We start from the raw sequence: 18424 nt of genomic DNA, 5'->3' as shown, positions 1-18424 counted from the left end.
CACAAAATCATCAGCTACCACTTTCAGTCTGACGACTGCTCACCTCAGCCGGCACATCATCCCCGGCCATCCGCTTGCGGAACAACGCCGCCCGCGCCAGCAGCAGGGTGGTCACTGGCACGGTGATCGCCAACAGAATCGGAATCAGCCAGGCATGCACCACTGGCCCGGACTTCAGCGCTGAGAAGCAAATGATCGACGCCAGTGCCACACACCAGGCACCGATTGTCGACGCCAGAGCTGGCGGATGCATGCGCTGGAAGTAATCCTTCATGCGCAGCAATCCGGTCGCGCCCAGCAGGGTAAACACGCCGCTGAGCACCAGCAGCACCGCTACCGGAATCTCGACCCACAAAGACAATTCGGCATTCATTCGATCACCTCGCCACGCAGCAGGAATTTCGCCAGGGCAAACGAGCCGACGAAGCCGAACAGCGCAATCAACAGCGCCGCTTCAAAGTAGGTATCACTGGCGTAACGAATGCCCAGGGTCAGCATCATCAGCATGGCGACGATGTACAGGTAATCCAGCGCCAGTACCCGATCCTGCGCTGACGGGCCTTTGAACAGGCGCACCAGGGTTAGCGCCATTGCTACGCAGTACAGAAACAGCGTCAGCAGAATCGCATTCGACAGCAATGGGCTCATTCGAAAATCTCCATCAACGGTCGCTCGTAGGTGCTTTTGAAGTGCTCGATGAACTGCGCTTCGTCGTGCAGATCCCAGACATGCAGCAACAGGACGCTGCGGTCCAGCGCCAGCTCCGACCATACGGTCCCGGGGACTACGGTGCAGATCATCGCCAGTGCCGCCAGACCATGAGCATCACGCAGATCGAGCGGCACCTTGATAAAGCATGAGTTGGGCGGGCGCCGTCCGGCGTTGAGTACGCCCCAGGCGACGATCAGGTTGGACATGATCACGTCACGACCGACCAGGAGAAACAGGCGCAGCACGGCCATCGGATTGCGAATGCGTGCACGTTTCGGCCGCAATTTGCGCATCATCAGCGGCGCGGCGAAACCCAGCGCGGCACCGAGCAACAGGTTGCCCGGGCTGACGGACAGGTTCAGGGTCAGCCACAAGACCCACAGCGCCAGCGATAGCCACGGAGCCGGAAACAGTCGATTCATGGCTGCACCTCGAGCATGTCAGCTCTGGCTTGCGGACTCGGCACCGCACGTGTACCGAGAACTGCGAGCACATATTGCTGCGGATTGTTCAGCGCATCGGCCGTAGCCTGGGTGTAGCGCAACAGCGGTTCAGCCTTGAACGTCAGGACAATGCTCAGCCCGAGCAGCAGAAATATCGGCGCGCATTCGAGTTTGCGCAGCAGTGGTGACGGGCGCTCCTCCGGTGTCCAAAAACGCTGAATGCCGAGGCGGGAGAAGGCCATGAGGGAGGCCAGACCGGTCAGGATCAACAGGGCCAGCAATCCCCATGCGCCGGGAGGCAGCGGCGCCGCAGTGCCAAGTCCCAACGGGTTGAGCAATGCCCCGATCAGGCTGAGCTTGCCGATAAATCCGGAGAGCGGTGGCATGCCGATAATCAACAGCGCGCAGGCAATGAAGCTCAAACCGAGAAAGGCCATGGTCCACGGGATGACCTGACCGACCACGGCTTTCTGTTCGTCGTCGAGGTTGATGCCCTTGGGCGGTTGCAGCGATTCCTGCGGGCGCGGAAGCAGTTCGCTTTCGTCCTCCAGCGGAATTTCGTTGGCCGAGCGCGAGCGCTCGATCAGTTCGGCCAAGAGGAACAGCGCGCTCAGCGCCAGGGTCGAGCTGACCAGATAGAACAGTGCAGCACCGATCAGGTTTGGCTGGGCGAAGCCGATCGCCGAGAGCAGGATCCCCGCCGACACCAGAATGCTCAGGCTGGCCATGCGCTCCAGGCGTTGCGCGGCGATAATCGCCAGCCCTGCGCAAGCCATGGTCGCCATGCCGCCGTAGATGAGCCAGTCGCCGCCGAAGAATGCCGAGGCGCCTGCCTGACCGGAAAACAACAGGGTCCACAAGCGCAGCAGGGTGTACACGCCGACCTTGGTCATGATCGCGAACATTGCCGCCACCGGCGCGCTGGCGGATGAATAAGCCGGCACCAGCCAGAAATTCAGCGGCCACATCCCAGCCTTGGCCAGAAACGCTACCGCAAGAATCCCCGCGCCAGCATGCAGCAGGCCACGATCAGCTTCCGGCACCAGCGGAATCTTCATCGCCAGATCGGCCATGTTCAACGTGCCGGTCACCCCATAGATCAACGCCGCGCCGATCAGGAACAGTGACGAGGCCAACAGGTTGATCGAAATGTAATGTAACCCCGACGACACCCGCGCCCGGCCCGAGCCGTGCAGCAACAAGCCGTAGGATGCAGCAAGCAACACTTCGAAGAACACAAACAGATTGAACAGATCCGCCGTCAGGAAGGCGCCATACAGGCCCATCAGCTGGATCTGGAACAGAGCGTGAAAGCTCGAGCCGGCGCCGTCCCAGCGGGCCATGGCAAACAGCAACGCACTGACGCCGATAACGCCGGTCAGCACCAGCATCAGTGCCGACAGGCGATCAACCACCAGGACGATGCCAAACGGTGCCTGCCAGTTGCCCGGCAGGTACACACCGATGGAGCCGGGCACCCCGGTGGTCTGCGTCCATTGCAGCAGCATCACTGAAATAAACAGGCCGAGGAGGCTGGAGAACAGGTTGATTTTCGCCTTCAGCGGCCGGTGTTTCTCGCCGAGCATCAGCATGATTGCGGCGGTCAGCAGCGGCAGCAGGATCGGTGCGGCGATCAGGTGAGTCATCGCCATCATTCTTTAGGCTCCCGGCCGTCGACGTGGTCGGTGCCGGTCAAGCCGCGCGAGGCGAGCAATACGACGAGGAACAGCGCGGTCATGGCGAAGCTGATGACGATAGCCGTCAGTACCAGCGCCTGGGGCAGCGGGTCGGTGTAGTGCAGCAAGTCCTGGGTCACGCCGTCCTTGATCACCGGCTCCTTGCCGATGAACAGGCTGCCCATGCTGAAAATGAACAGGTTGACCGCATACGACAACAGACACAGGCCCATGACCACCTGAAAGGTACGCGGCCGCAGGATCAGCCAGACCCCGGACGCGGCGAGAATGCCGATGGCGATTGCGATGACTTCTTCCATCAGACGGCTCCTTTGCTGGCGACGGACTTGGGCAGCGAGGCCGTCTTGTGGCCGCGCACCGATTGGTGGGCGAGGGCGGTGAGAATCAGCAGCGTCGACCCGACCACCACGGCGTACACGCCGATGTCGAAGAACAGCGCACTGGCGATATGGATATCGCCCAGCAACGGCACGCTGATGTGCCAGGTATGAGTGGTGAGGAACGGATAGCCGACCAGCATCGCACCGAGACCGGTGGCGGTGGCGAACAGCAGACCGGTGCCCATCCAGCGCAATGGGCGCAGGCTCATTTGCGCCTCGACCCACTGCGTGCCGGCAACCATGTATTGCAGGATAAAGGCCACCGACATCACCAGCCCGGCGACAAAACCGCCGCCCGGCTGATTGTGCCCACGCATGAACAGATAGAACGACACCACCAGTGCGACAGGCAGCAGCAGGCGCACCAGCACAGCCGGCACCATCATGAAGCCGAGCGCGGTGTCGCTGGCCGAACGCGGGTTGACCAGATCGGTGACCACGTCCGGTGCCAGCAGACGTTGCTGCGCCGGCAATTGCAGGCTTTCTTTCGGCGGGCGGAAGCGGCGCAGCAGGGCGAACACGGTGAGCGCCACGGCGACCAGCACGGTGATTTCGCCGAGGGTGTCGAAGCCACGGAAGTCCACCAGCATCACGTTGACCACGTTGCTGCCGCCGCCCTCGGGCAGGGCGCGACTGAGGTAGAAAGAGGAAATATGGTTGGGCGTCTGCCGGGTGAGCATGGCGTAGGACAACAGCGCCATCCCCGCACCGACCGCAATCGACAGCAGCAAGTCGCGCAGACGACGGATACGCGCCTTGCGCAGGCTGCCTGGCAGTGGTGAGACCTCTTCGATGCGTCGCGGCAACCAGCGCAGGCCAAGCAGGATCAACACCGTGGTCACCACTTCGACTGCCAGTTGTGTCAGCGCCAGATCCGGCGCCGAGAACCAGACAAAGGTCACGCAGGTCATCAGGCCACAGACGCTGACCATGGTCAGGGCGGCGAGACGGTGATATTTGGCCTGCCATGCGGCGCCAAGCGCACAGGCGATCGCCAGCAGCCACAGGGTCACGAAGACAATGGATCCTGGGATTTTCGGCCGGTCACCCCACGTCAGCGTGCTGTGCAGCATCGGAATCAGACCGGCGAGCACGGCGGCCGAAACCATCAGGAACAACTGCATCTGCAAGCGCTTGGTGCCCAGTCGCCGCTCGACGCGCCGGGCGATGCGCATCATTACGACCAGACTGCGCTCGAACAAACGCTTGCCGTTGAAGCGGCCCACCAGCGGCGGGTACTTGAAACGGCCCAGCTTGAACTGCTTGCGCAGCAGCAGATAGAGGATGATGCCGCCGGACATGGCGATCAGGCTCATGATCATCGGCGCGTTCAAGCCGTGCCAGATGGCCAGGCTGTATTCCGGCAACTCCCCGCCAACTACGGGCAGCGCTGCAGCGGCGAGCAGTGGCCCGACGATCTGCGCCGGGAAAATCCCCACCAGCAGACAGGTGAATACCAACAACTCGACGGGTGCGCGCATCCAGCGTGGCGGCTCGTGCGGCGTGTGTGGCAGGTCAGTGGCGGTGGGGCCGAAGAACACGTCGACGGTGAATCGCAGGGAGTAGGCGACGCTGAACATGCCGGCGATGGTCGCGACGATCGGCAGACTGGTTTCGACCCACGCCGTGGCGTTGATGAACACGGTTTCGGCGAAAAACATCTCTTTCGACAGGAAACCGTTGAGCAGCGGCACGCCGGCCATTGAGGCACTGGCGACCATGGCCAGTGTTGCCGTATAGGGAATCAGTTTGATCAGACCGCTGAGCTTGCGGATATCACGGGTGCCGCTTTCGTGGTCGATGATGCCGGCGGCCATGAACAGCGAAGCTTTGAACGTCGCGTGATTGAGAATGTGAAACACCGCCGCCACCGCGGCCAGTGAACTGTTCAGGCCCAGGAGCAAAGTGATCAGACCCAGATGGCTGATGGTCGAGTAGGCCAGCAAACCTTTGAGATCGTTCTGGAACATGGCGCAGTACGCGCCAAGCAACAGAGTGCAGGCGCCCGCTCCGCTGACGATGTAGAACCATTCCTCACTGCCGGACAGCGACGGCCACAGACGTGCCAAAAGGAAAACCCCGGCCTTGACCATGGTCGCCGAGTGCAGATAGGCCGAGACGGGCGTCGGTGCCGCCATCGCGTGGGGCAGCCAGAAGTGAAACGGGAATTGCGCGCTTTTGCTCAGCGCGCCGATCAGGATGAGTGGCAAAAGAACAGGGTAGAGGGCATGTTCGCGAATCAGATCGCCGGCGGCCAGGACCTTGTCCAGGTCATAGCTGCCGACGACATGGCCGAGAATCATGACCCCCGCCAGCAGACATAATCCGCCGGCACCGGTGACCATCAGCGCCATATAAGCACCGCGCCGCGCATCGGCGCGGTGGTGCCAGTAGCCGATCAGCAGAAACGAGAAGAGGCTGGTCAGCTCCCAGAAAAACACGATCTGAATCAGATTACCGGAGATCACCAGGCCAAGCATGGCGCCCATGAACGCCAGAAAAAACGCGAAAAAACGTGGCACCGGGTCGTCCGGCGACATGTAGTAACGGGCATATAAGGAGACAAGTGTGCCGATGCCCAGCACCAGCATCGAGAACAGCCAGGCGAAGCCGTCCATGCGCAAAATGAAGTTCAGCCCGAGGCTGGGCAACCACATGAATTCTTCGCGGATCACGCCGCCGTGGGCGATTTGCGGGTACAGCATTGCGACCTGAACGGTGCCGATCAAAGCGACCAGACCCGCCAGCAGCGATTCGGCATTGCGCGCATTGTGCGGCAGCACCGCTGCCAGACAGCTACCGATGAACGGCAGAAGCAGTAGAACTATCAGGGACATAGGCTTCTAATCTGCGGAAGTTTGTGAAGCATCATACGTGCCAGCTCCCTGATCACCAAACGCGAGGATGTCTCAGAATCCTACAAAGTAGTCTGGAATTTTGTGTTTGGCGTTGTTTCAGGGGCAACAATGGTGCGGCGCTTTCGCGAGCAGGCTCGCTCCCACACTGGAATGCATTTCAAAAGGTGGGAGCGAGCCTGCTCGCGAAAGCATGGGTACAACGAGAGAAGATTGCGGGTCACGCCTGCGTTTCCCGCTCCAGCTCAGCTTCTGCCTCGGTGGACCTTCCCTTGGTCTTCAACTCACTGACAATCACCGCCGCCACAATCAGCCCGGCGCCCACCAGTGCAATCGCCGGCAAGCGCTCTCCGGCAATCCGTCCGACAATCCCGGCCCACACCGGTTCACCGGCATAGATCAACGTCGCCCGAGTCGGCGAAACGCTCTTCTGCGCCCAGTTCATCGCCACCTGAATCGCCGCACTTGCTGCGCCCAGACCCAGAGCGGTCACCAGCAACAACCAGGAAAATTCCGGAATCACTTCACCGGTCGGGACCACCAGCAAGAACGACAACACCGCCGTCACCGCCAGTTGCACCACCGTCACTCGCCGCACATCCACCTGCCCGGCGAAAGTGCTGATCAAAATGATTTCAGCAGCAATCGCAACGGCGCTGATCAATGTCGCAATTTCTCCGGGACTGAAATTCAGCGCCGCCCCCGAAGGACCCGACAACAACATCAAACCGGTAAACGCCAGCATGATGCCGATACTTGGCATCAACCCCGGACGCCGTCCCAGCACCAGCCATTGCAGCAGCGGCACAAACGGTACATACAGCGCGGTAATGAACGCCGACTGACTGCTCGGAATGCTTTGCAACCCGACCGTCTGCAAGCCATAACCAAGCATGATCGCCACGCCGATGAATGACCCTGCCTTGACTTCGAACAAGGTCAACTCGCGCAGGTGCCGCCAGGAAAACATCGCCACGATCGCCGCCGCTGCGGCGAAGCGCAGGCCGACAAAAAACATCGGGCCGCTGACCGTCATGGCATGTTGCACAATCAGAAACGTGCCGCCCCAGATCATGGTGATCAGCACCAGCACGCACTCGGCTTTGCTGAAGCGGGAAAAGCGGATTCGGGACGCAGAATTGTTTGGCGACATCATGACCTTGCGCACATTAAAAGGGAGGCCGCACAATGCCGCCAACGTTGCGCAGTATACTGCCCAACCCTACCGAGTGAGCAATATAGTGCACAAAGATTCGACTCAGCGAGCCTCCGTCCTGCAACACGTCAGCCAGAACGTTCGACGCCTGCGCCATGCGGCGGATATGAGCCAGACCGCACTGGCGGAAAAGTCCGGGGTCAGCCGACGGATGCTGGTGGCGATCGAGGCGGGGGAAAAGAATGTCAGCCTGACCACGCTTGATCGCGTCGCCGAAGCGCTCGACGTTGCGTTCAGTGATCTGATCCAGGCGCACGATGCGCGCGACCCGAGCCGTATCAACGAGGTTGCCTGGGCTGGCACGATTGCGGGCAGCAGGGCCGTGCTGCTGTCCAAAGCCACCGCGAGCCGCGAAGTCGAGCAATGGGAGTGGTGCCTGCAACCGGGCGAGGTCTACCCGTCGCAACCGGATGCCGATGGCTGGAGCGAGCAGATCTACGTATTTGAGGGTTGCCTGACGCTGATGCTCGGCGATCAGCCGCAGTACATCAACAAAGGAGAGTTTTTCATGTTCGCCAGCAATCAACCGCATGCCTACCGCAACGATGGCGATGTGGCTGCGCGGTTCGTGCGTAATGTGGTGATCTGAATGGAGCAGCCTGCGGACATTCTGATCATCGGCGGCGGCCTCAGTGGCACCATGCTGGCGGTGCAATTGTTACGCCTGCCTGGACAACGAAAAATTGCGATTATCGAGCCGCGTGCTGAACTGGGACGTGGCGAGGCTTACAGCGCAGTCGAGTTGGGACATACGCTGAACGGCAACGCGGCGCGGATGAGCGTCGACCCGGATAATCCTGATGATCTGACGCAGTGGCTGACCGCGCATATTGCCGGCGGCGGCTGGCTGGAATCTGCCGAGCAGGACGTGCCGGTCAGTGAGCTGTTTCCGCCGCGTGGCCTGTTCGGGGTCTATGTGCAACAGCGTCTGGCCGAAGCCAGGGCAGTGGGGGCTCTGCAAGGTTCGACCGTTGAACATATTTGTGCTGAAGCCGTCGACCTGCAAAGCGATTCCGGCTCAATGCAGCTCACCTTGAGTGATGGCCGGACTTTGCGTGGATCGCTGGCAGTGCTGGCCACCGGCATGTTTCCCGCCGCCCGCACGCCGCAGACGCAATCCAGTGGCCTTAACGCCGCAGCGCTTGATCCCTGGGATGTGGCGGCCATGCGCGAACTCGACCCGCAGTCCAACGTGCTGATCATCGGCTCCGGTCTGACCATGGTCGATGCCGTGGTATCGCTGGAGCAGGCCGGGCATCGCGGGCCGATCGAGGTATTCTCCCGGCATGGCCTGCTCCCGCACGTGCGCCGTCAACCGCCGACCTGGGTGGATTTTCTGGCAGCAGATCACAGCATCCGCACGCCACGCCAGTTGGTGCGCGAATTGCGTCGACATTGTCGCGACGCAGTCGCCCAAGGCATCGACTGGCAGGCGCCGCTGGATACGGTTCGCGCGCACATCGCGCGGTTGTGGAGTCAGGCGACTGACGTGCAGCGTCGACAATTCGTACGGCATGTGCGGCCATGGTGGGAGAGTCATCACCATCGTTCGCCGCCACTGAGTGCCGAGTTGATCGAACGGCTGCACAAGGAAGGACGCTTGCGCATTCACGCCGCGTCATTCAAGGGCATTGAGCCCGGCGCTGGCGATGCTGTGACCATTCGCATCCGTCCTCGTGGTGAGACTGAAACATCTACTGTGAGTGGTGCGGCGCTGATCAACTCCAGCGGTATTGAATACGACTGGCGGCGAGTCGCACGACCGTTGCCGCAGCAATTGCTGGCGCGGGGGCTGGTGCAGCCGGGGCCGCTGGCGCTGGGGATCACAGCAAATGACGGCGCAGTGGTAGATGCCGAAGGGCAGGTAAGTGCTCGGTTGTTCGCCATGGGCCCGCCGTTGCGCGGGATGTGGTGGGAGAGTACGGCAGTAACGGACGTCGCTGCGCAGGCTAAAGCGTTGGCTTGGCGGTTGGTGGACAGCCCGAAAGATTGATGTGGTCTTTTGAGCTCCTTCGCGAGCAGGCTCGCTCCCACAAGGGGATTCAGGTTGTGACTACAATTTGCGGCACACCATAAATCCTGTGGGAGCGAGCTTGCTCGCGAAAGCGTCATCTGATTCAACGTCTCTGTTGAATGAAAGACCGCTATCGCTGGCAAGCCAGCTCCCACATTGGGCTTTTGTGACGGCTTGAGATTATGCAACCACGCGATAACACGGCACATACGCCGCGCCACCCGGCAACTTCATCCGGTGCTGGGCGACGAAGGCTTTGAGCAGTGCATCAAGCGGCTGCATGATCGCCGCATCGCCACGGATCTGATACGGCCCGTGTTCTTCGATCAGGCGAATGCCCTTGTCCTTGACGTTACCGGCGACGATCCCGGAAAACGCCCGACGCAGATTGGCCGCCAGTTCGTGCGGTGGCTGGTCGCGGTGCAGTTTCAGGTTGGCCATGTTTTCGTGGGTCGGATCGAACGGGCGCTGAAAGCCCTCATCGATCTTCAACAGCCAATTGAAATGGAACGCATCGTTACGCTCGCGGCGGAACTGCTTCACCGCTTTCAGGCCTTGAGTCATCTGCCGCGCCACTTCGGCCGGGTCGTCGATGATGATCTCGTAATGCTGCTTCGCCGCTTCGCCGAGGGTCGCGATGACGAACGCATCCAGCTGTTCCAGATACGGCGCGGCATGCTTCGGCCCGGTGAGGATGACCGGGAAGGGCAGGCCTGCGTTGTCCGGGTGCATCAGGATGCCGAGCAGGTACAGGAACTCTTCGGCCGTACCGGCGCCGCCCGGGAAAATGATGATGCCGTGGCCGACACGGACGAAGGCTTCCAGACGTTTTTCGATGTCCGGCAGGATCACCAGCTCATTGACGATCGGGTTCGGCGCTTCGGCGGCGATGATGCCTGGCTCGGTCAGGCCGAGGTAGCGACCGCCGTGAATGCGTTGTTTGGCATGGGCAATGGTCGCGCCTTTCATCGGGCCTTTCATCACGCCAGGGCCGCAACCGGTGCAGATGTCGAGGCTGCGCAGGCCCAGTTCGTGGCCGACTTTCTTGGTGTATTTGTACTCTTCGGTATTGATCGAGTGGCCGCCCCAGCACACCACGATTTTCGGCTCGACACCCGGGCGCAGGGTGCGCGCGTTGCGCAGCAGGTGGAATACGTAGTCGCTGATGCCTTGGGAATTGCTCAGGTCGATGCGCTGACTGTCGAGTTCGTTCTCGGTGTAGACGATGTCGCGCAGGGCGCTGAAGAGCATTTCGCGGGTGCTGGCGATCATCTCGCCGTCGACGAACGCGTCGGCCGGAGCGTTCAGCAGCTCCAGGCGTACACCGCGATCCTGTTGGTGTATACGGATTTCGAAGTCCTTGTAGGCTTCGAGGATGGTCTTGGCATTGTCGACATGCGCGCCGGTGTTGAGGATGGCCAGGGCGCACTGGCGGAAGAGGGTATAAGTGCTGCCGGATCCGGCTTCGCTCAGTTGCTGAACTTCACGTTGAGAAAGGGTTTCCAGACTGCCTTTCGGACTGACCGAGGCATTGATTACGTGTCGTTGGGTCATGCAGTGATCCTTAAAACGATGTCATCCACAACGCAGCGGATGGCATCCGAATAGTGTGTATCCATGAATGAAGATGGCACGATCTGCGCTATACCGCCATGTCCCCGTTGGACGCTGAAAAGATGAAAAGGAGCCCCAGCATAGCTAAAACCCGGTGCGATGCGATAATGCGCCGGCGAGTTTTTTCCGTTGCGCCTTTCGTCACCCAGGGAAGTCATTTTCGATGTTCGAGATTCAGCCGATAGACCCCGCTACCTTTCGTCAGCAGACCCGCCGCAGCACGATCATCATCGCCGTGCTGTTCCTGCTGCTGGCCATGCTGTTTTCGTCGGTTGCGGTGGCAGTGTTCGGTGAACCCGACGGGGATAACCTGCGTTTCAATGTCGGCGGCGTATTCGTGGCGTTTCTGCTGACGGCGGCGCTGTTGCGCGGGCGTTTCTGGCATCAGACCTGGATGGCCCCGGCGGTGTACAGCTGGCGCCTCAAGCGCAATCTGATGAGCATCACCAACGTGATGCATCAGGTAACAGCGGCGGTGCAGAACGACGATCCGACGGCGATGAAGGTGTTGCGTTTCTATCACCTCGGATTGCTGCAAATGCATGAGCTGGACGGCAATTCCAGCGATCACGGACAACTGCGTGACGAAGTCGCACAGCACAAGGCGCGGATGCAGGCGCTAGGACTTGATCCTGACCAGCCACGCTTCGATCCGCAGTGGCTGGAAACGTTGAAACCGGCCTCGCGTTAAAACGGAATGCGCCGGGCGCGGCGCAGTTTCCACGAGCGCAGCAGTCGTGCGTACACCAACAGGTTGACCGCCAGCACCACGCTGCCAAGTGCCAGTTGAATCTGCGGCGTCAGACCGGCCGGGTAGATGATCGGCCAGATGTAATGCTCAATGAAACCGCCGGCGTATTCGGTCTGCCCGGCCGCGTGGCGCATCAGGTTTTCCCAGTAGGTCAACGGACAGGTCAGGTGCAGCACCTCGACCGCCACGCCCCAGGCAGCCGCCGGCAGGTGCAGCCACATCAATCGTGGCCAGCGCAGCACCAGCAGCCCGCCGAACAGTACGAACAAGATGAAACACAAGTGAAACAGCACCAGCCCGTCGGCGGCGATTCGGTACAGCATGGCGTCTTCCTGACGTAAGGGGAGATGACGCTATGGTACGCCGCGCGGGACAAAATGCGTTGGTGAATCTGGGCGCGCAAAAGTGTTCTACCCTTTAACGATCATCAACTGTTCTGAGGTGAGGTGCACATGGCAACTGAGCAAACGCGTGCGGAAGATGATGAGCCAACGGAAGAAGAAATCGAGCAGCAGAAGAGGCAGGAAAAAACCTGGAAGCATGATGACAGCCGCGAGCTGTCGGACCGCGATCAGGAGCGTCCGCTGAAACCTTGAACAGCGCATACGAAGAGCCCCGCATCAGCGGGGCTCTTCGCGTTTCAGAAGTCTTCCAGCTGCGTGAAATCCGGGTAGGTCGCTCGATACCCCAACGTTCGATCGATCCACGCATTGAGCTCATTGACCATCACCGGCGGATGGCCGGGATAACCCTCGAGAGTGCTGCGCAAGGTGCGTTCGATATCGGGCACGCTGTGCAGGTTTCGGGTCTTGATGTAATGGCCGATAAAACAGTCGAGTTCCAGGCGTTCTGTCTTGGACAGATGGACACACTTCAGGCCGCTGACCTGTTTGATTGCAAAATCGTCGCTCACTTATTTCTCTGCAAGGCTTGAAAGTTGTTGATGGATTCCTGATTTCTTTGACTCTTTGGTCAACTGGTATACCAATCGGAAAGGCGGCGCGCATGCTATCCGCAGCGCGGGGAAATGTATGTATGACTGTCGAAATGTCTGACAGGCGGTTGATTCGCTCAAACGGCTGTTTTACGGGGGGCTGTATCGCGGTTGAAACACTTTTTGTAACGCGCGGGATTCAGTGACGGGCTCGCTTGATTAACGCAGCAGTGAAGTAATTATTTAGTCGACTCGTTCTATCAATTGCGCACCTTGATTACGCGTATTACCGACCGCTTTGCCGACTTTGTACCATTCGAAGGCATCACTGGGCTCGCCTTCAAACAGCAGCATCTGCTCGGCGCGCTCCAGTGGCGCAGCCGGATCAAGCCATTCCCGAGCCCGCGTCGAATCGAAGACCACCGGGCGGCGATCGTGAATATCGAGCAGGCCGCCCAGGCTGTCAGCGGTGATGATGACGAATCCGTCGTCCTCCCTCGGCGCAACCCCCGGTGCCGGAAACTGGCCGATACCAGCACAGAAAACCGGAGCCTGATCCGCCCGACGAATCAACCAGGGCTGGCGGGATTTTTCCCCGGTATCAACCCACTCAAACCAGTTGTCGACCGGCACAATCAGCCGCTGCCGCCAGATTGCCCGGAAGAACGCGCCGTGGGCGACTTTCTCCACCCGAGCGTTGATAGGTGGGGCACGATCCTTGGCCCAATGCGGCCGCCAGCCCCAATGCAGATTGTCGGCATGAATGGCCTGTTCGTGCTGATGCAGAACCGCCAGCGCAGTGGTGGGCGCTGCGTTGTAGCGATTGAGCGGCGCATCGCCAACGTGATTGATCAACGCATCGGGGATGCTGAGCACCGCGACGAAATCGTGAATCCCACGGTACTGCGTGAGTCTTCCGCACATGGCTGAAATCTCCTTGAGGAAATTTGAGTCTAGTCGGACATGCCGATGTGCCTTGCCTATGACGCACTGAAACCAGCACCGGAACCAAACCCTGTGTACCTTATCCAACCTGCGCTCGCGGATAGCCGCGCAGGGATGGACAAAGGCGATGGAGTTTTGCCATTCGACAATACGACGGCCTCGGCCGGACTCAGGGCAAGACATGACATCCGGATGCAAACTTCTTTGTGTTGCGCTCATCGCGCTCGGTCTGGCCGGTTGCATCGCCGCGCCGATCGACATGACCACGCAAACCGAAACGCGCCTGATGGCCCAGGCGCCCGTACGTTTTCTCCTGACGTTCGATGATGGCCCCAGCGCTTCAGGATGGTGGAATCCCACGGCGACGGTGCTCGACAGCCTCAAAAGCAATCCGCTGCAGGCAGACATCAAAGCCGTGTTTTTCGTGCAGACCCGTGCGCCGAGGGCGGGTGACAGCGAGATCGGTCGCAGCCTGATGCGTCGTGAGCACGCCGAGGGACATATTCTCGCGTTTCACACAGCGACTCACTGGCACACCAACCATCGCTCGCTCGATCCGCAAGAGCTGGAGCAATCGCTGACCGATGGCAGCGCTGACATTGCCGCCATCACCGGAGCGCCGCCCAAGCTGTTGCGCCCACCGTTCTGGAACTACGACAAGCGCACATTTGCGGCCTATCAAAAACACGGCTTGCATGTCTTGCTCACGGACATGAGTGCCAACGACGGCAAGATATGGGGCTTCAACGCCAGTCCTCGGCGTCGGGCGAACATGCTGCGGCAGTTATCGGAAGTGCGCGAGCGCATCGCTGTTGGTCAATTGCCGACCGTGGATGGCGTGATCCCGGTCGTGGTGACGTTCCATGATCTAAATCGCTACACCGCGCGCCACACTCGCGAATATCTACAGATTCTGCTCGATAGCGCGGCGGCGACCGGGGTCAGACTGGCGGACGAGCCGTTCTACGACGATCAGGCCGCACTGCAAAAAGCCGCGTTGGCGCGTACGGTTCAGCAAAGCGCTGAGCCGGTGAATCTGCCCGGTATATGGAACTGGATCTGGGATCACGACGCGCATTGAATGGCGTGAGTGAGTTGTGATCGGCTTGGCATTCCCGAGCGGGCAATCAACAGACCGTGGGTCTATGCTCGATGGATCGATTCTCCGCCTGCGAGGCGCCCGTCCATGCTTGCCATTGCCGATATTTGCCGGATCGTCGAGTCAGGCTTCCCCACGTTCAAGTGTGATTGCACACCGACCGGACAAGGTCTGTTGCGGATCAAGGTGTATGAGCCGGGCAGTGGGCGTGTCGAGTTGTTGCTTGACGGCGTTTCTCCCGAACATCTGGTGACGATTCGCGATATTTCAAATTTCATCGGTGAGTTGCGAACGGAAATCAGCGCGGGTCGCCGGGCGTTCGCCGGCTGATCGTTATAAACGCCGTTGAAAGGCCTGCACGATGCGCCGTGTCGCGTCGTTGGTTTCAAGATTGTGCACGGCATCGAGCGGGTACCAGATGCAATCGACGATCTCGTTCTGCGGGCGCACGTCGTCGAGGTTGACCACCGAAGCCTCGTACACATGATGGCGCGTAGTGCCCGCTTGAAAGTCCATCAGGTACAGGACGTTCTCAGCATTGAGCCCGGTTTCCTCCTGCAACTCGCGCACCGCTGCCGCCGCACGGGTTTCCCCGGGTTCGACTTTGCCCCCGGGTAATGACCAGTGATGGCGGGGTTTGCGTACCAGGAGGATATGTCGATCCTGTTCGCAAATGACGGTGGCGCGTACTTTCATGATTGCCCTGTTGATCGATGTCATAAAACTGCAATATTCGAGCCGCAGGCGGATTTAAAGGTTCCCTATTGATTAAGGAGCCATTTGCACAGCAAAAAGTGCCGGTGAATTGACATGTATCAGGGCGAATCGGGTTTACACCGCAGCAAGAAGCGGGTGTAAGGTAAGCCCGTACCCCGAAAACACCGTTGGCAAAAGGGAGGTGCTCATGAGCATTCCAATGCTGAACAAGCTGCGCATGAACGGTTATGACGTGCTAAGCGTGAACAACGGCCCGTGGCGGGTCTGCACCCAAGGCGACCGATTGGCGTCATTCACCAGCAGGGAGGAAGCGATGGCCTATGCGGCGGCGCTTCCCGGTTACAAAAAGCGCTCCCGGCAGGGGCAAAGCCACAGCAGCGGTTGAGGCTGTGTAACGAAAGAGCCCCGGTTTCGACTGGGGCTTCTTGTTTGTGGCTTTGGAACGCTTGTCAGTGCACCTTGATTCGGCTGATGGTCCGGGCTTTTACCTCCTTGGCATAGATCTGCAATCTCTCTTCGTCGCTTTGCAGGATTTCGCACGACCGCAACACGGTCTGGGCGTCTGCCTCGTTGCCGGATTTGCGCAGTTGTTCAGCGATGCGCTTGAGATCGACCGCCGACCATCTCAGGTCCGACGCCACGCTTTGCAAATCCCGTTGAAGTTCGTGTTCGTATTCATTGAGCCGCATGATCACCTCCTGAACGTTCTCGGTAGAAAAGAGTAGTCGCATTTTCCCGGATGCGGCCAAGTCATCTGACGCCCGGCTGAACCGATGTGAAAAATTGTCCAAACGCCGGTAACGGCGGGTTGCCACGATGGATGTGCAAGCGGTTAAACGGTACATTCAGCTTTTTTTCGCACAGGTAAACAACATGCGCGTATGGATCGGCAGTCTGGCACTTGCTCTGTTGACGGGGTGCTCGTTACCGGCGTCGCTGGTGCCGGGCGAGCCAAACCTCAGCAAGACCAGTGACAAGCCACCCAAGGAATATGCTGCGTGTTTGTTACCGTTGTGGCAGAAGGACGTGGCCAAGACTTCGCAGACGTCGATTTCCAACGGCTACCGGATTACCGCGCCGAGCATTATCACGGCGGATGAGATTCTCGATATCGTCAAATACAAGGACGGCAGCAAAGTGTCCCTCTATCAGGGGCCGCCGTGGGCCAAGTCCGGGTCGCTTCGCCAATCGGTGCGTAATTGCCTGTAACCGGGCGCCCGGATCTCAAAAAAGGCAGACACTGAAGTTCGGTGTCTGCCTTTTTTCATCGGATGGAGACTCCAGCCAAACGCTCGCAATGAGCTGTGACAGTTGCCCGCGAGGCGCAGCAGGATCCTTGACTAGGCTTTGAATGTCGGCCCGTGACGGGTTCGGCATGACTGAAAGGAGCCTCGGATCATGGATGATCTGGTCAAGGACATCATTCCGCTGTTGCACTACCTCATCCCCGGGTTTCTATCGACCTGGATCTTCTATTCACTTACGGCATTCAAGCGACCGGATACGTTCGGCCAGATCGTGCAGGCGCTGATATTCACATTTGTGATTCAGGGCGCGGTGTTGGCGGTGGGCAACCTCTGTTTGTGGATTGGCTCGAAGGGTTTTTCATTAGGAAACTGGGATGATCGGGCGCAAACGCTCTGGGCATTTATGTTTTCGCTGATGCTGGGTTTGTTTGCCTGTTACCTGGCTACGAGTGACAAATTGCACGGCTGGTTACGTAAGCGAAACGTCACGAAACAATCTTCTTTCCCCAGTGAATGGTTCTGCGCTTTCGCCCAATTCGACCGGTTCATAACCCTGCATTTACATGACGAGAGGCGCGTGTTTGGCTGGCCTGTCGAGTGGCCGTCCGAATCCAGTTGCGGCCAGTTCGTGATGCAGAATCCACGTTGGGTTAATGACGATGGCAAGTCGACGCCTTTTGGTGCCGAAATTTTGCTGATAGATTCCGCGCAAGTTAAGTGGGTTGAATTCAGCCCGGTATCAGAGGGTTCATCATGACGACTGCAAGAGCACCGCGACCAATGCCAAAGCAATACGAACGCCTGTTCACAGGGCCTGACGGCAAGCCGCTGGAGGAGCCGTTGATCAAAGCCCCGAGCGCTCCGCCTCCGCTCAAATACAGGTTGCCACAATAATTTTCAGCCCCAACCCTGCAACACCGCCCGGCGAATCGCCTCCAGCAACATCGCGAACGCCGGGTTGTCATTGTTCTCCCTCCAGATCAGATGCAGTTCGCTCTGCACCCCTTCGCCCAGATCGATCTCGCGAAATACCACATTCCTGAACACCACGCTGGTCGCGCAACGCGGTACCAGCGCCAGGCCCATGCCAGCGTTGACCAACGCCAGAATCGTCAGCGATGAACCCAGCCATTGCACGTAATCCGGCGCCACCCGCGCTGAGCGCAGCGTGCCGGTCAACAGTTCGTTGAACGGCGGATAGGCTTCATGGGAGTACATCAGGAACGGTTGTTTATCCAGATCGGCGACAGACACTTCAGTCGCGTTTGCCAACTTGTGCCCGCTGGGCACCGCCAGGACAAACGGTTCACGCACCAGGCATTCGGTGGCATAGCCCGGTTCCTGCAATGGCGCTCGGGCAATGCCCAGGTCGATACGGCGAGCTCGCAACGCCTCGTGCTGTTGATAGGTGTTCATCTCTGCCAGATCGATTTTCACCTGGGGCTGCTTAAGTCGCGCTTCGGCGATCACCTTGGGCAGAAACTCATACACCGCGCTGCCGACAAACGCGATGTTTACCGAACCAATATCGCCCTCGGCAAACCGGCGTGCGGTGATCGCTGCTTGCTGGGCGCGCTCCAGCAGATTCTGCGCTTCAACGAAAAACGCCCGGCCCGCCGCCGTCAGCGCAACGCTTCGGGTGCTGCGAGTAAACAATTCGACGCCAAGGTGATGCTCCAGCAACTGGATCTGCCGGCTCAGCGGCGGCTGCGTCATGTTCAGACGCTCGGCGGCGCGGCGGAAGTTGAGTTCGGTGGCGACCGTGGTAAAGCAGCGCAGTTGGGTGAGTTCGAACATTGAT

23 protein-coding genes are annotated in these 18424 nt (G+C 59.6%); 9 read left to right on the top strand and 14 right to left on the bottom strand.

Annotation, left to right across the window (positions count from 1 at the left end; genetic code table 11):
* Positions 1 to 10: 10 nt before the first annotated feature.
* From KVG87_RS03010 to KVG87_RS02980, 7 genes are all read right to left on the bottom strand, one after another.
* Entirely contained in the window at positions 11 to 373 is a 363-nt protein-coding gene (locus KVG87_RS03010) for a Na+/H+ antiporter subunit G (protein WP_076562408.1), read from the bottom strand.
* Positions 370 to 648 carry a K+/H+ antiporter subunit F gene (locus KVG87_RS03005; RefSeq protein ID WP_016775085.1) on the bottom strand — a complete coding sequence of 93 codons (279 nt, stop codon included), beginning with the start codon at positions 646 to 648 and terminating at the stop codon, positions 370 to 372. Before KVG87_RS03005 ends, KVG87_RS03010 begins: the two co-directional genes overlap by 4 nt.
* Positions 645 to 1133: a Na+/H+ antiporter subunit E gene (locus tag KVG87_RS03000; protein ID WP_041480806.1), complete on the bottom strand. Its 489-nt coding sequence runs from the start codon at positions 1131 to 1133 to the stop codon at positions 645 to 647. The genes KVG87_RS03005 and KVG87_RS03000 overlap by 4 nt, the downstream gene beginning before the upstream one ends.
* Complete coding sequence (locus KVG87_RS02995) at positions 1130 to 2809, bottom strand: monovalent cation/H+ antiporter subunit D (protein WP_217849171.1); 1680 nt, start codon at positions 2807 to 2809, stop codon at positions 1130 to 1132. The genes KVG87_RS03000 and KVG87_RS02995 overlap by 4 nt, the downstream gene beginning before the upstream one ends.
* Positions 2806 to 3150 (bottom strand): Na+/H+ antiporter subunit C, encoded by a 345-nt coding sequence (locus KVG87_RS02990; protein ID WP_016775082.1) that lies wholly within the window; start codon positions 3148 to 3150, stop codon positions 2806 to 2808. The genes KVG87_RS02995 and KVG87_RS02990 overlap by 4 nt, the downstream gene beginning before the upstream one ends.
* Complete coding sequence (locus tag KVG87_RS02985) at positions 3150 to 6068, bottom strand: monovalent cation/H+ antiporter subunit A (RefSeq protein ID WP_217849169.1); 2919 nt, start codon at positions 6066 to 6068, stop codon at positions 3150 to 3152. The genes KVG87_RS02990 and KVG87_RS02985 overlap by 1 nt, the downstream gene beginning before the upstream one ends.
* 238 nt (positions 6069 to 6306) lie before the next feature.
* On the bottom strand, positions 6307 to 7242 hold the full coding sequence (locus KVG87_RS02980; RefSeq protein ID WP_217849167.1) for a DMT family transporter: 936 nt from the start codon (positions 7240 to 7242) through the stop codon (positions 6307 to 6309).
* 85 nt (positions 7243 to 7327) lie between these two features.
* On the opposite strand from KVG87_RS02980, the gene KVG87_RS02975 reads away from it, so the two are divergent.
* Complete coding sequence (locus KVG87_RS02975; RefSeq protein ID WP_076562418.1) at positions 7328 to 7891, top strand: helix-turn-helix domain-containing protein; 564 nt, start codon at positions 7328 to 7330, stop codon at positions 7889 to 7891.
* On the top strand, positions 7892 to 9295 hold the full coding sequence (locus KVG87_RS02970) for an FAD/NAD(P)-binding protein (protein WP_217849164.1): 1404 nt from the start codon (positions 7892 to 7894) through the stop codon (positions 9293 to 9295).
* 201 nt (positions 9296 to 9496) lie between these two features.
* Here the strand turns inward: KVG87_RS02970 and ppnN are convergent, their stop codons facing one another.
* Positions 9497 to 10870, bottom strand: a complete 1374-nt coding sequence (ppnN, locus tag KVG87_RS02965) for a nucleotide 5'-monophosphate nucleosidase PpnN (RefSeq protein ID WP_073471165.1) — start codon at positions 10868 to 10870, stop codon at positions 9497 to 9499.
* A gap of 223 nt (positions 10871 to 11093) precedes the next feature.
* Between ppnN and KVG87_RS02960 the strand changes: the two genes are divergently transcribed.
* The gene (locus KVG87_RS02960) at positions 11094 to 11621 is read left to right on the top strand and encodes a DUF3087 domain-containing protein (protein WP_217849162.1); all 528 of its coding nucleotides are present in this window, start codon (positions 11094 to 11096) and stop codon (positions 11619 to 11621) included.
* On the opposite strand, the gene KVG87_RS02955 is transcribed toward KVG87_RS02960, so the two are convergent.
* On the bottom strand, positions 11618 to 12004 hold the full coding sequence (locus KVG87_RS02955) for a DUF2784 domain-containing protein (protein WP_041480792.1): 387 nt from the start codon (positions 12002 to 12004) through the stop codon (positions 11618 to 11620). The genes KVG87_RS02960 and KVG87_RS02955 overlap by 4 nt on opposite strands.
* A 129-nt stretch (positions 12005 to 12133) precedes the next feature.
* Here KVG87_RS02955 and KVG87_RS02950 point away from each other — a divergent pair, with 129 nt between their 5' ends.
* Entirely contained in the window at positions 12134 to 12277 is a 144-nt protein-coding gene (locus tag KVG87_RS02950) for a hypothetical protein (protein ID WP_164488351.1), read from the top strand.
* A gap of 44 nt (positions 12278 to 12321) precedes the next feature.
* Here KVG87_RS02950 and KVG87_RS02945 read toward each other — a convergent pair whose 3' ends face one another.
* Both KVG87_RS02945 and KVG87_RS02940 read right to left on the bottom strand, forming a co-directional pair.
* On the bottom strand, positions 12322 to 12594 hold the full coding sequence (locus tag KVG87_RS02945; RefSeq protein WP_041480791.1) for a hypothetical protein: 273 nt from the start codon (positions 12592 to 12594) through the stop codon (positions 12322 to 12324).
* Positions 12595 to 12858: 264 nt separating this feature from the next.
* Positions 12859 to 13539: an SOS response-associated peptidase gene (locus tag KVG87_RS02940; RefSeq protein ID WP_217849160.1), complete on the bottom strand. Its 681-nt coding sequence runs from the start codon at positions 13537 to 13539 to the stop codon at positions 12859 to 12861.
* A gap of 202 nt (positions 13540 to 13741) precedes the next feature.
* Here KVG87_RS02940 and KVG87_RS02935 point away from each other — a divergent pair, with 202 nt between their 5' ends.
* Together KVG87_RS02935 and KVG87_RS02930 are read left to right on the top strand one after the other, a co-directional pair.
* The gene (locus KVG87_RS02935) at positions 13742 to 14641 is read left to right on the top strand and encodes a polysaccharide deacetylase family protein (RefSeq protein WP_217849158.1); all 900 of its coding nucleotides are present in this window, start codon (positions 13742 to 13744) and stop codon (positions 14639 to 14641) included.
* 105 nt (positions 14642 to 14746) lie between these two features.
* Complete coding sequence (locus tag KVG87_RS02930; protein ID WP_016775073.1) at positions 14747 to 14989, top strand: DUF1652 domain-containing protein; 243 nt, start codon at positions 14747 to 14749, stop codon at positions 14987 to 14989.
* A 3-nt stretch (positions 14990 to 14992) separates the two neighbouring features.
* Here KVG87_RS02930 and KVG87_RS02925 read toward each other — a convergent pair whose 3' ends face one another.
* Positions 14993 to 15355, bottom strand: coding sequence for an NUDIX hydrolase (locus KVG87_RS02925; RefSeq protein ID WP_076562426.1), 363 nt, complete (start codon positions 15353 to 15355; stop codon positions 14993 to 14995).
* Between the two features lie 208 nt (positions 15356 to 15563).
* Between KVG87_RS02925 and KVG87_RS02920 the strand changes: the two genes are divergently transcribed.
* Entirely contained in the window at positions 15564 to 15761 is a 198-nt protein-coding gene (locus tag KVG87_RS02920; RefSeq protein ID WP_217849156.1) for a DUF2188 domain-containing protein, read from the top strand.
* A 64-nt stretch (positions 15762 to 15825) separates the two neighbouring features.
* On the opposite strand, the gene KVG87_RS02915 is transcribed toward KVG87_RS02920, so the two are convergent.
* Positions 15826 to 16065 (bottom strand): hypothetical protein, encoded by a 240-nt coding sequence (locus tag KVG87_RS02915; protein WP_041480783.1) that lies wholly within the window; start codon positions 16063 to 16065, stop codon positions 15826 to 15828.
* A gap of 184 nt (positions 16066 to 16249) precedes the next feature.
* On the opposite strand from KVG87_RS02915, the gene KVG87_RS02910 reads away from it, so the two are divergent.
* Positions 16250 to 16585, top strand: a complete 336-nt coding sequence (locus tag KVG87_RS02910; protein ID WP_217849154.1) for a hypothetical protein — start codon at positions 16250 to 16252, stop codon at positions 16583 to 16585.
* 189 nt (positions 16586 to 16774) lie between these two features.
* On the top strand, positions 16775 to 17380 hold the full coding sequence (locus tag KVG87_RS02905; protein WP_217849152.1) for a DUF6338 family protein: 606 nt from the start codon (positions 16775 to 16777) through the stop codon (positions 17378 to 17380).
* Positions 17381 to 17520: 140 nt separating this feature from the next.
* Here the strand turns inward: KVG87_RS02905 and KVG87_RS02900 are convergent, their stop codons facing one another.
* Positions 17521 to 18420: a LysR family transcriptional regulator gene (locus KVG87_RS02900; protein WP_217849150.1), complete on the bottom strand. Its 900-nt coding sequence runs from the start codon at positions 18418 to 18420 to the stop codon at positions 17521 to 17523.
* Positions 18421 to 18424 lie beyond the last annotated feature (4 nt).

The sequence above is a fragment of the Pseudomonas siliginis genome, from assembly GCF_019145195.1.
GTDB classification, from domain to species: Bacteria; Pseudomonadota; Gammaproteobacteria; order Pseudomonadales; family Pseudomonadaceae; genus Aquipseudomonas; species Aquipseudomonas siliginis.
The sequence above is the reverse complement of the archived record's forward strand: the minus strand, read 5'-3'. Positions and strand labels throughout refer to the sequence as shown.

What these genes read in the sequence shown, in the direction of transcription:
- KVG87_RS02995 (WP_217849171.1), bottom strand. Translation starts at nt 2,809, where the DNA reads ATGATGGCGATGACTCACCTGATCGCCGCACCGATCCTGCTGCCGCTG.
- KVG87_RS02940 (WP_217849160.1), bottom strand. Translation starts at nt 13,539, where the DNA reads ATGTGCGGAAGACTCACGCAGTACCGTGGGATTCACGATTTCGTCGCG.
- KVG87_RS02920 (WP_217849156.1), top strand. Translation starts at nt 15,564, where the DNA reads ATGAGCATTCCAATGCTGAACAAGCTGCGCATGAACGGTTATGACGTG.
- KVG87_RS03010 (WP_076562408.1), bottom strand. Translation starts at nt 373, where the DNA reads ATGAATGCCGAATTGTCTTTGTGGGTCGAGATTCCGGTAGCGGTGCTG.
- KVG87_RS03000 (WP_041480806.1), bottom strand. Translation starts at nt 1,133, where the DNA reads ATGAATCGACTGTTTCCGGCTCCGTGGCTATCGCTGGCGCTGTGGGTC.
- KVG87_RS02925 (WP_076562426.1), bottom strand. Translation starts at nt 15,355, where the DNA reads ATGAAAGTACGCGCCACCGTCATTTGCGAACAGGATCGACATATCCTC.
- KVG87_RS02985 (WP_217849169.1), bottom strand. Translation starts at nt 6,068, where the DNA reads ATGTCCCTGATAGTTCTACTGCTTCTGCCGTTCATCGGTAGCTGTCTG.
- KVG87_RS02900 (WP_217849150.1), bottom strand. Translation starts at nt 18,420, where the DNA reads ATGTTCGAACTCACCCAACTGCGCTGCTTTACCACGGTCGCCACCGAA.
- KVG87_RS03005 (WP_016775085.1), bottom strand. Translation starts at nt 648, where the DNA reads ATGAGCCCATTGCTGTCGAATGCGATTCTGCTGACGCTGTTTCTGTAC.
- ppnN (WP_073471165.1), bottom strand. Translation starts at nt 10,870, where the DNA reads ATGACCCAACGACACGTAATCAATGCCTCGGTCAGTCCGAAAGGCAGT.
- KVG87_RS02960 (WP_217849162.1), top strand. Translation starts at nt 11,094, where the DNA reads ATGTTCGAGATTCAGCCGATAGACCCCGCTACCTTTCGTCAGCAGACC.
- KVG87_RS02990 (WP_016775082.1), bottom strand. Translation starts at nt 3,150, where the DNA reads ATGGAAGAAGTCATCGCAATCGCCATCGGCATTCTCGCCGCGTCCGGG.
- KVG87_RS02980 (WP_217849167.1), bottom strand. Translation starts at nt 7,242, where the DNA reads ATGATGTCGCCAAACAATTCTGCGTCCCGAATCCGCTTTTCCCGCTTC.
- KVG87_RS02970 (WP_217849164.1), top strand. Translation starts at nt 7,892, where the DNA reads ATGGAGCAGCCTGCGGACATTCTGATCATCGGCGGCGGCCTCAGTGGC.
- KVG87_RS02915 (WP_041480783.1), bottom strand. Translation starts at nt 16,065, where the DNA reads ATGCGGCTCAATGAATACGAACACGAACTTCAACGGGATTTGCAAAGC.
- KVG87_RS02950 (WP_164488351.1), top strand. Translation starts at nt 12,134, where the DNA reads ATGGCAACTGAGCAAACGCGTGCGGAAGATGATGAGCCAACGGAAGAA.
- KVG87_RS02955 (WP_041480792.1), bottom strand. Translation starts at nt 12,004, where the DNA reads ATGCTGTACCGAATCGCCGCCGACGGGCTGGTGCTGTTTCACTTGTGT.
- KVG87_RS02935 (WP_217849158.1), top strand. Translation starts at nt 13,742, where the DNA reads ATGACATCCGGATGCAAACTTCTTTGTGTTGCGCTCATCGCGCTCGGT.
- KVG87_RS02930 (WP_016775073.1), top strand. Translation starts at nt 14,747, where the DNA reads ATGCTTGCCATTGCCGATATTTGCCGGATCGTCGAGTCAGGCTTCCCC.
- KVG87_RS02910 (WP_217849154.1), top strand. Translation starts at nt 16,250, where the DNA reads ATGCGCGTATGGATCGGCAGTCTGGCACTTGCTCTGTTGACGGGGTGC.
- KVG87_RS02905 (WP_217849152.1), top strand. Translation starts at nt 16,775, where the DNA reads ATGGATGATCTGGTCAAGGACATCATTCCGCTGTTGCACTACCTCATC.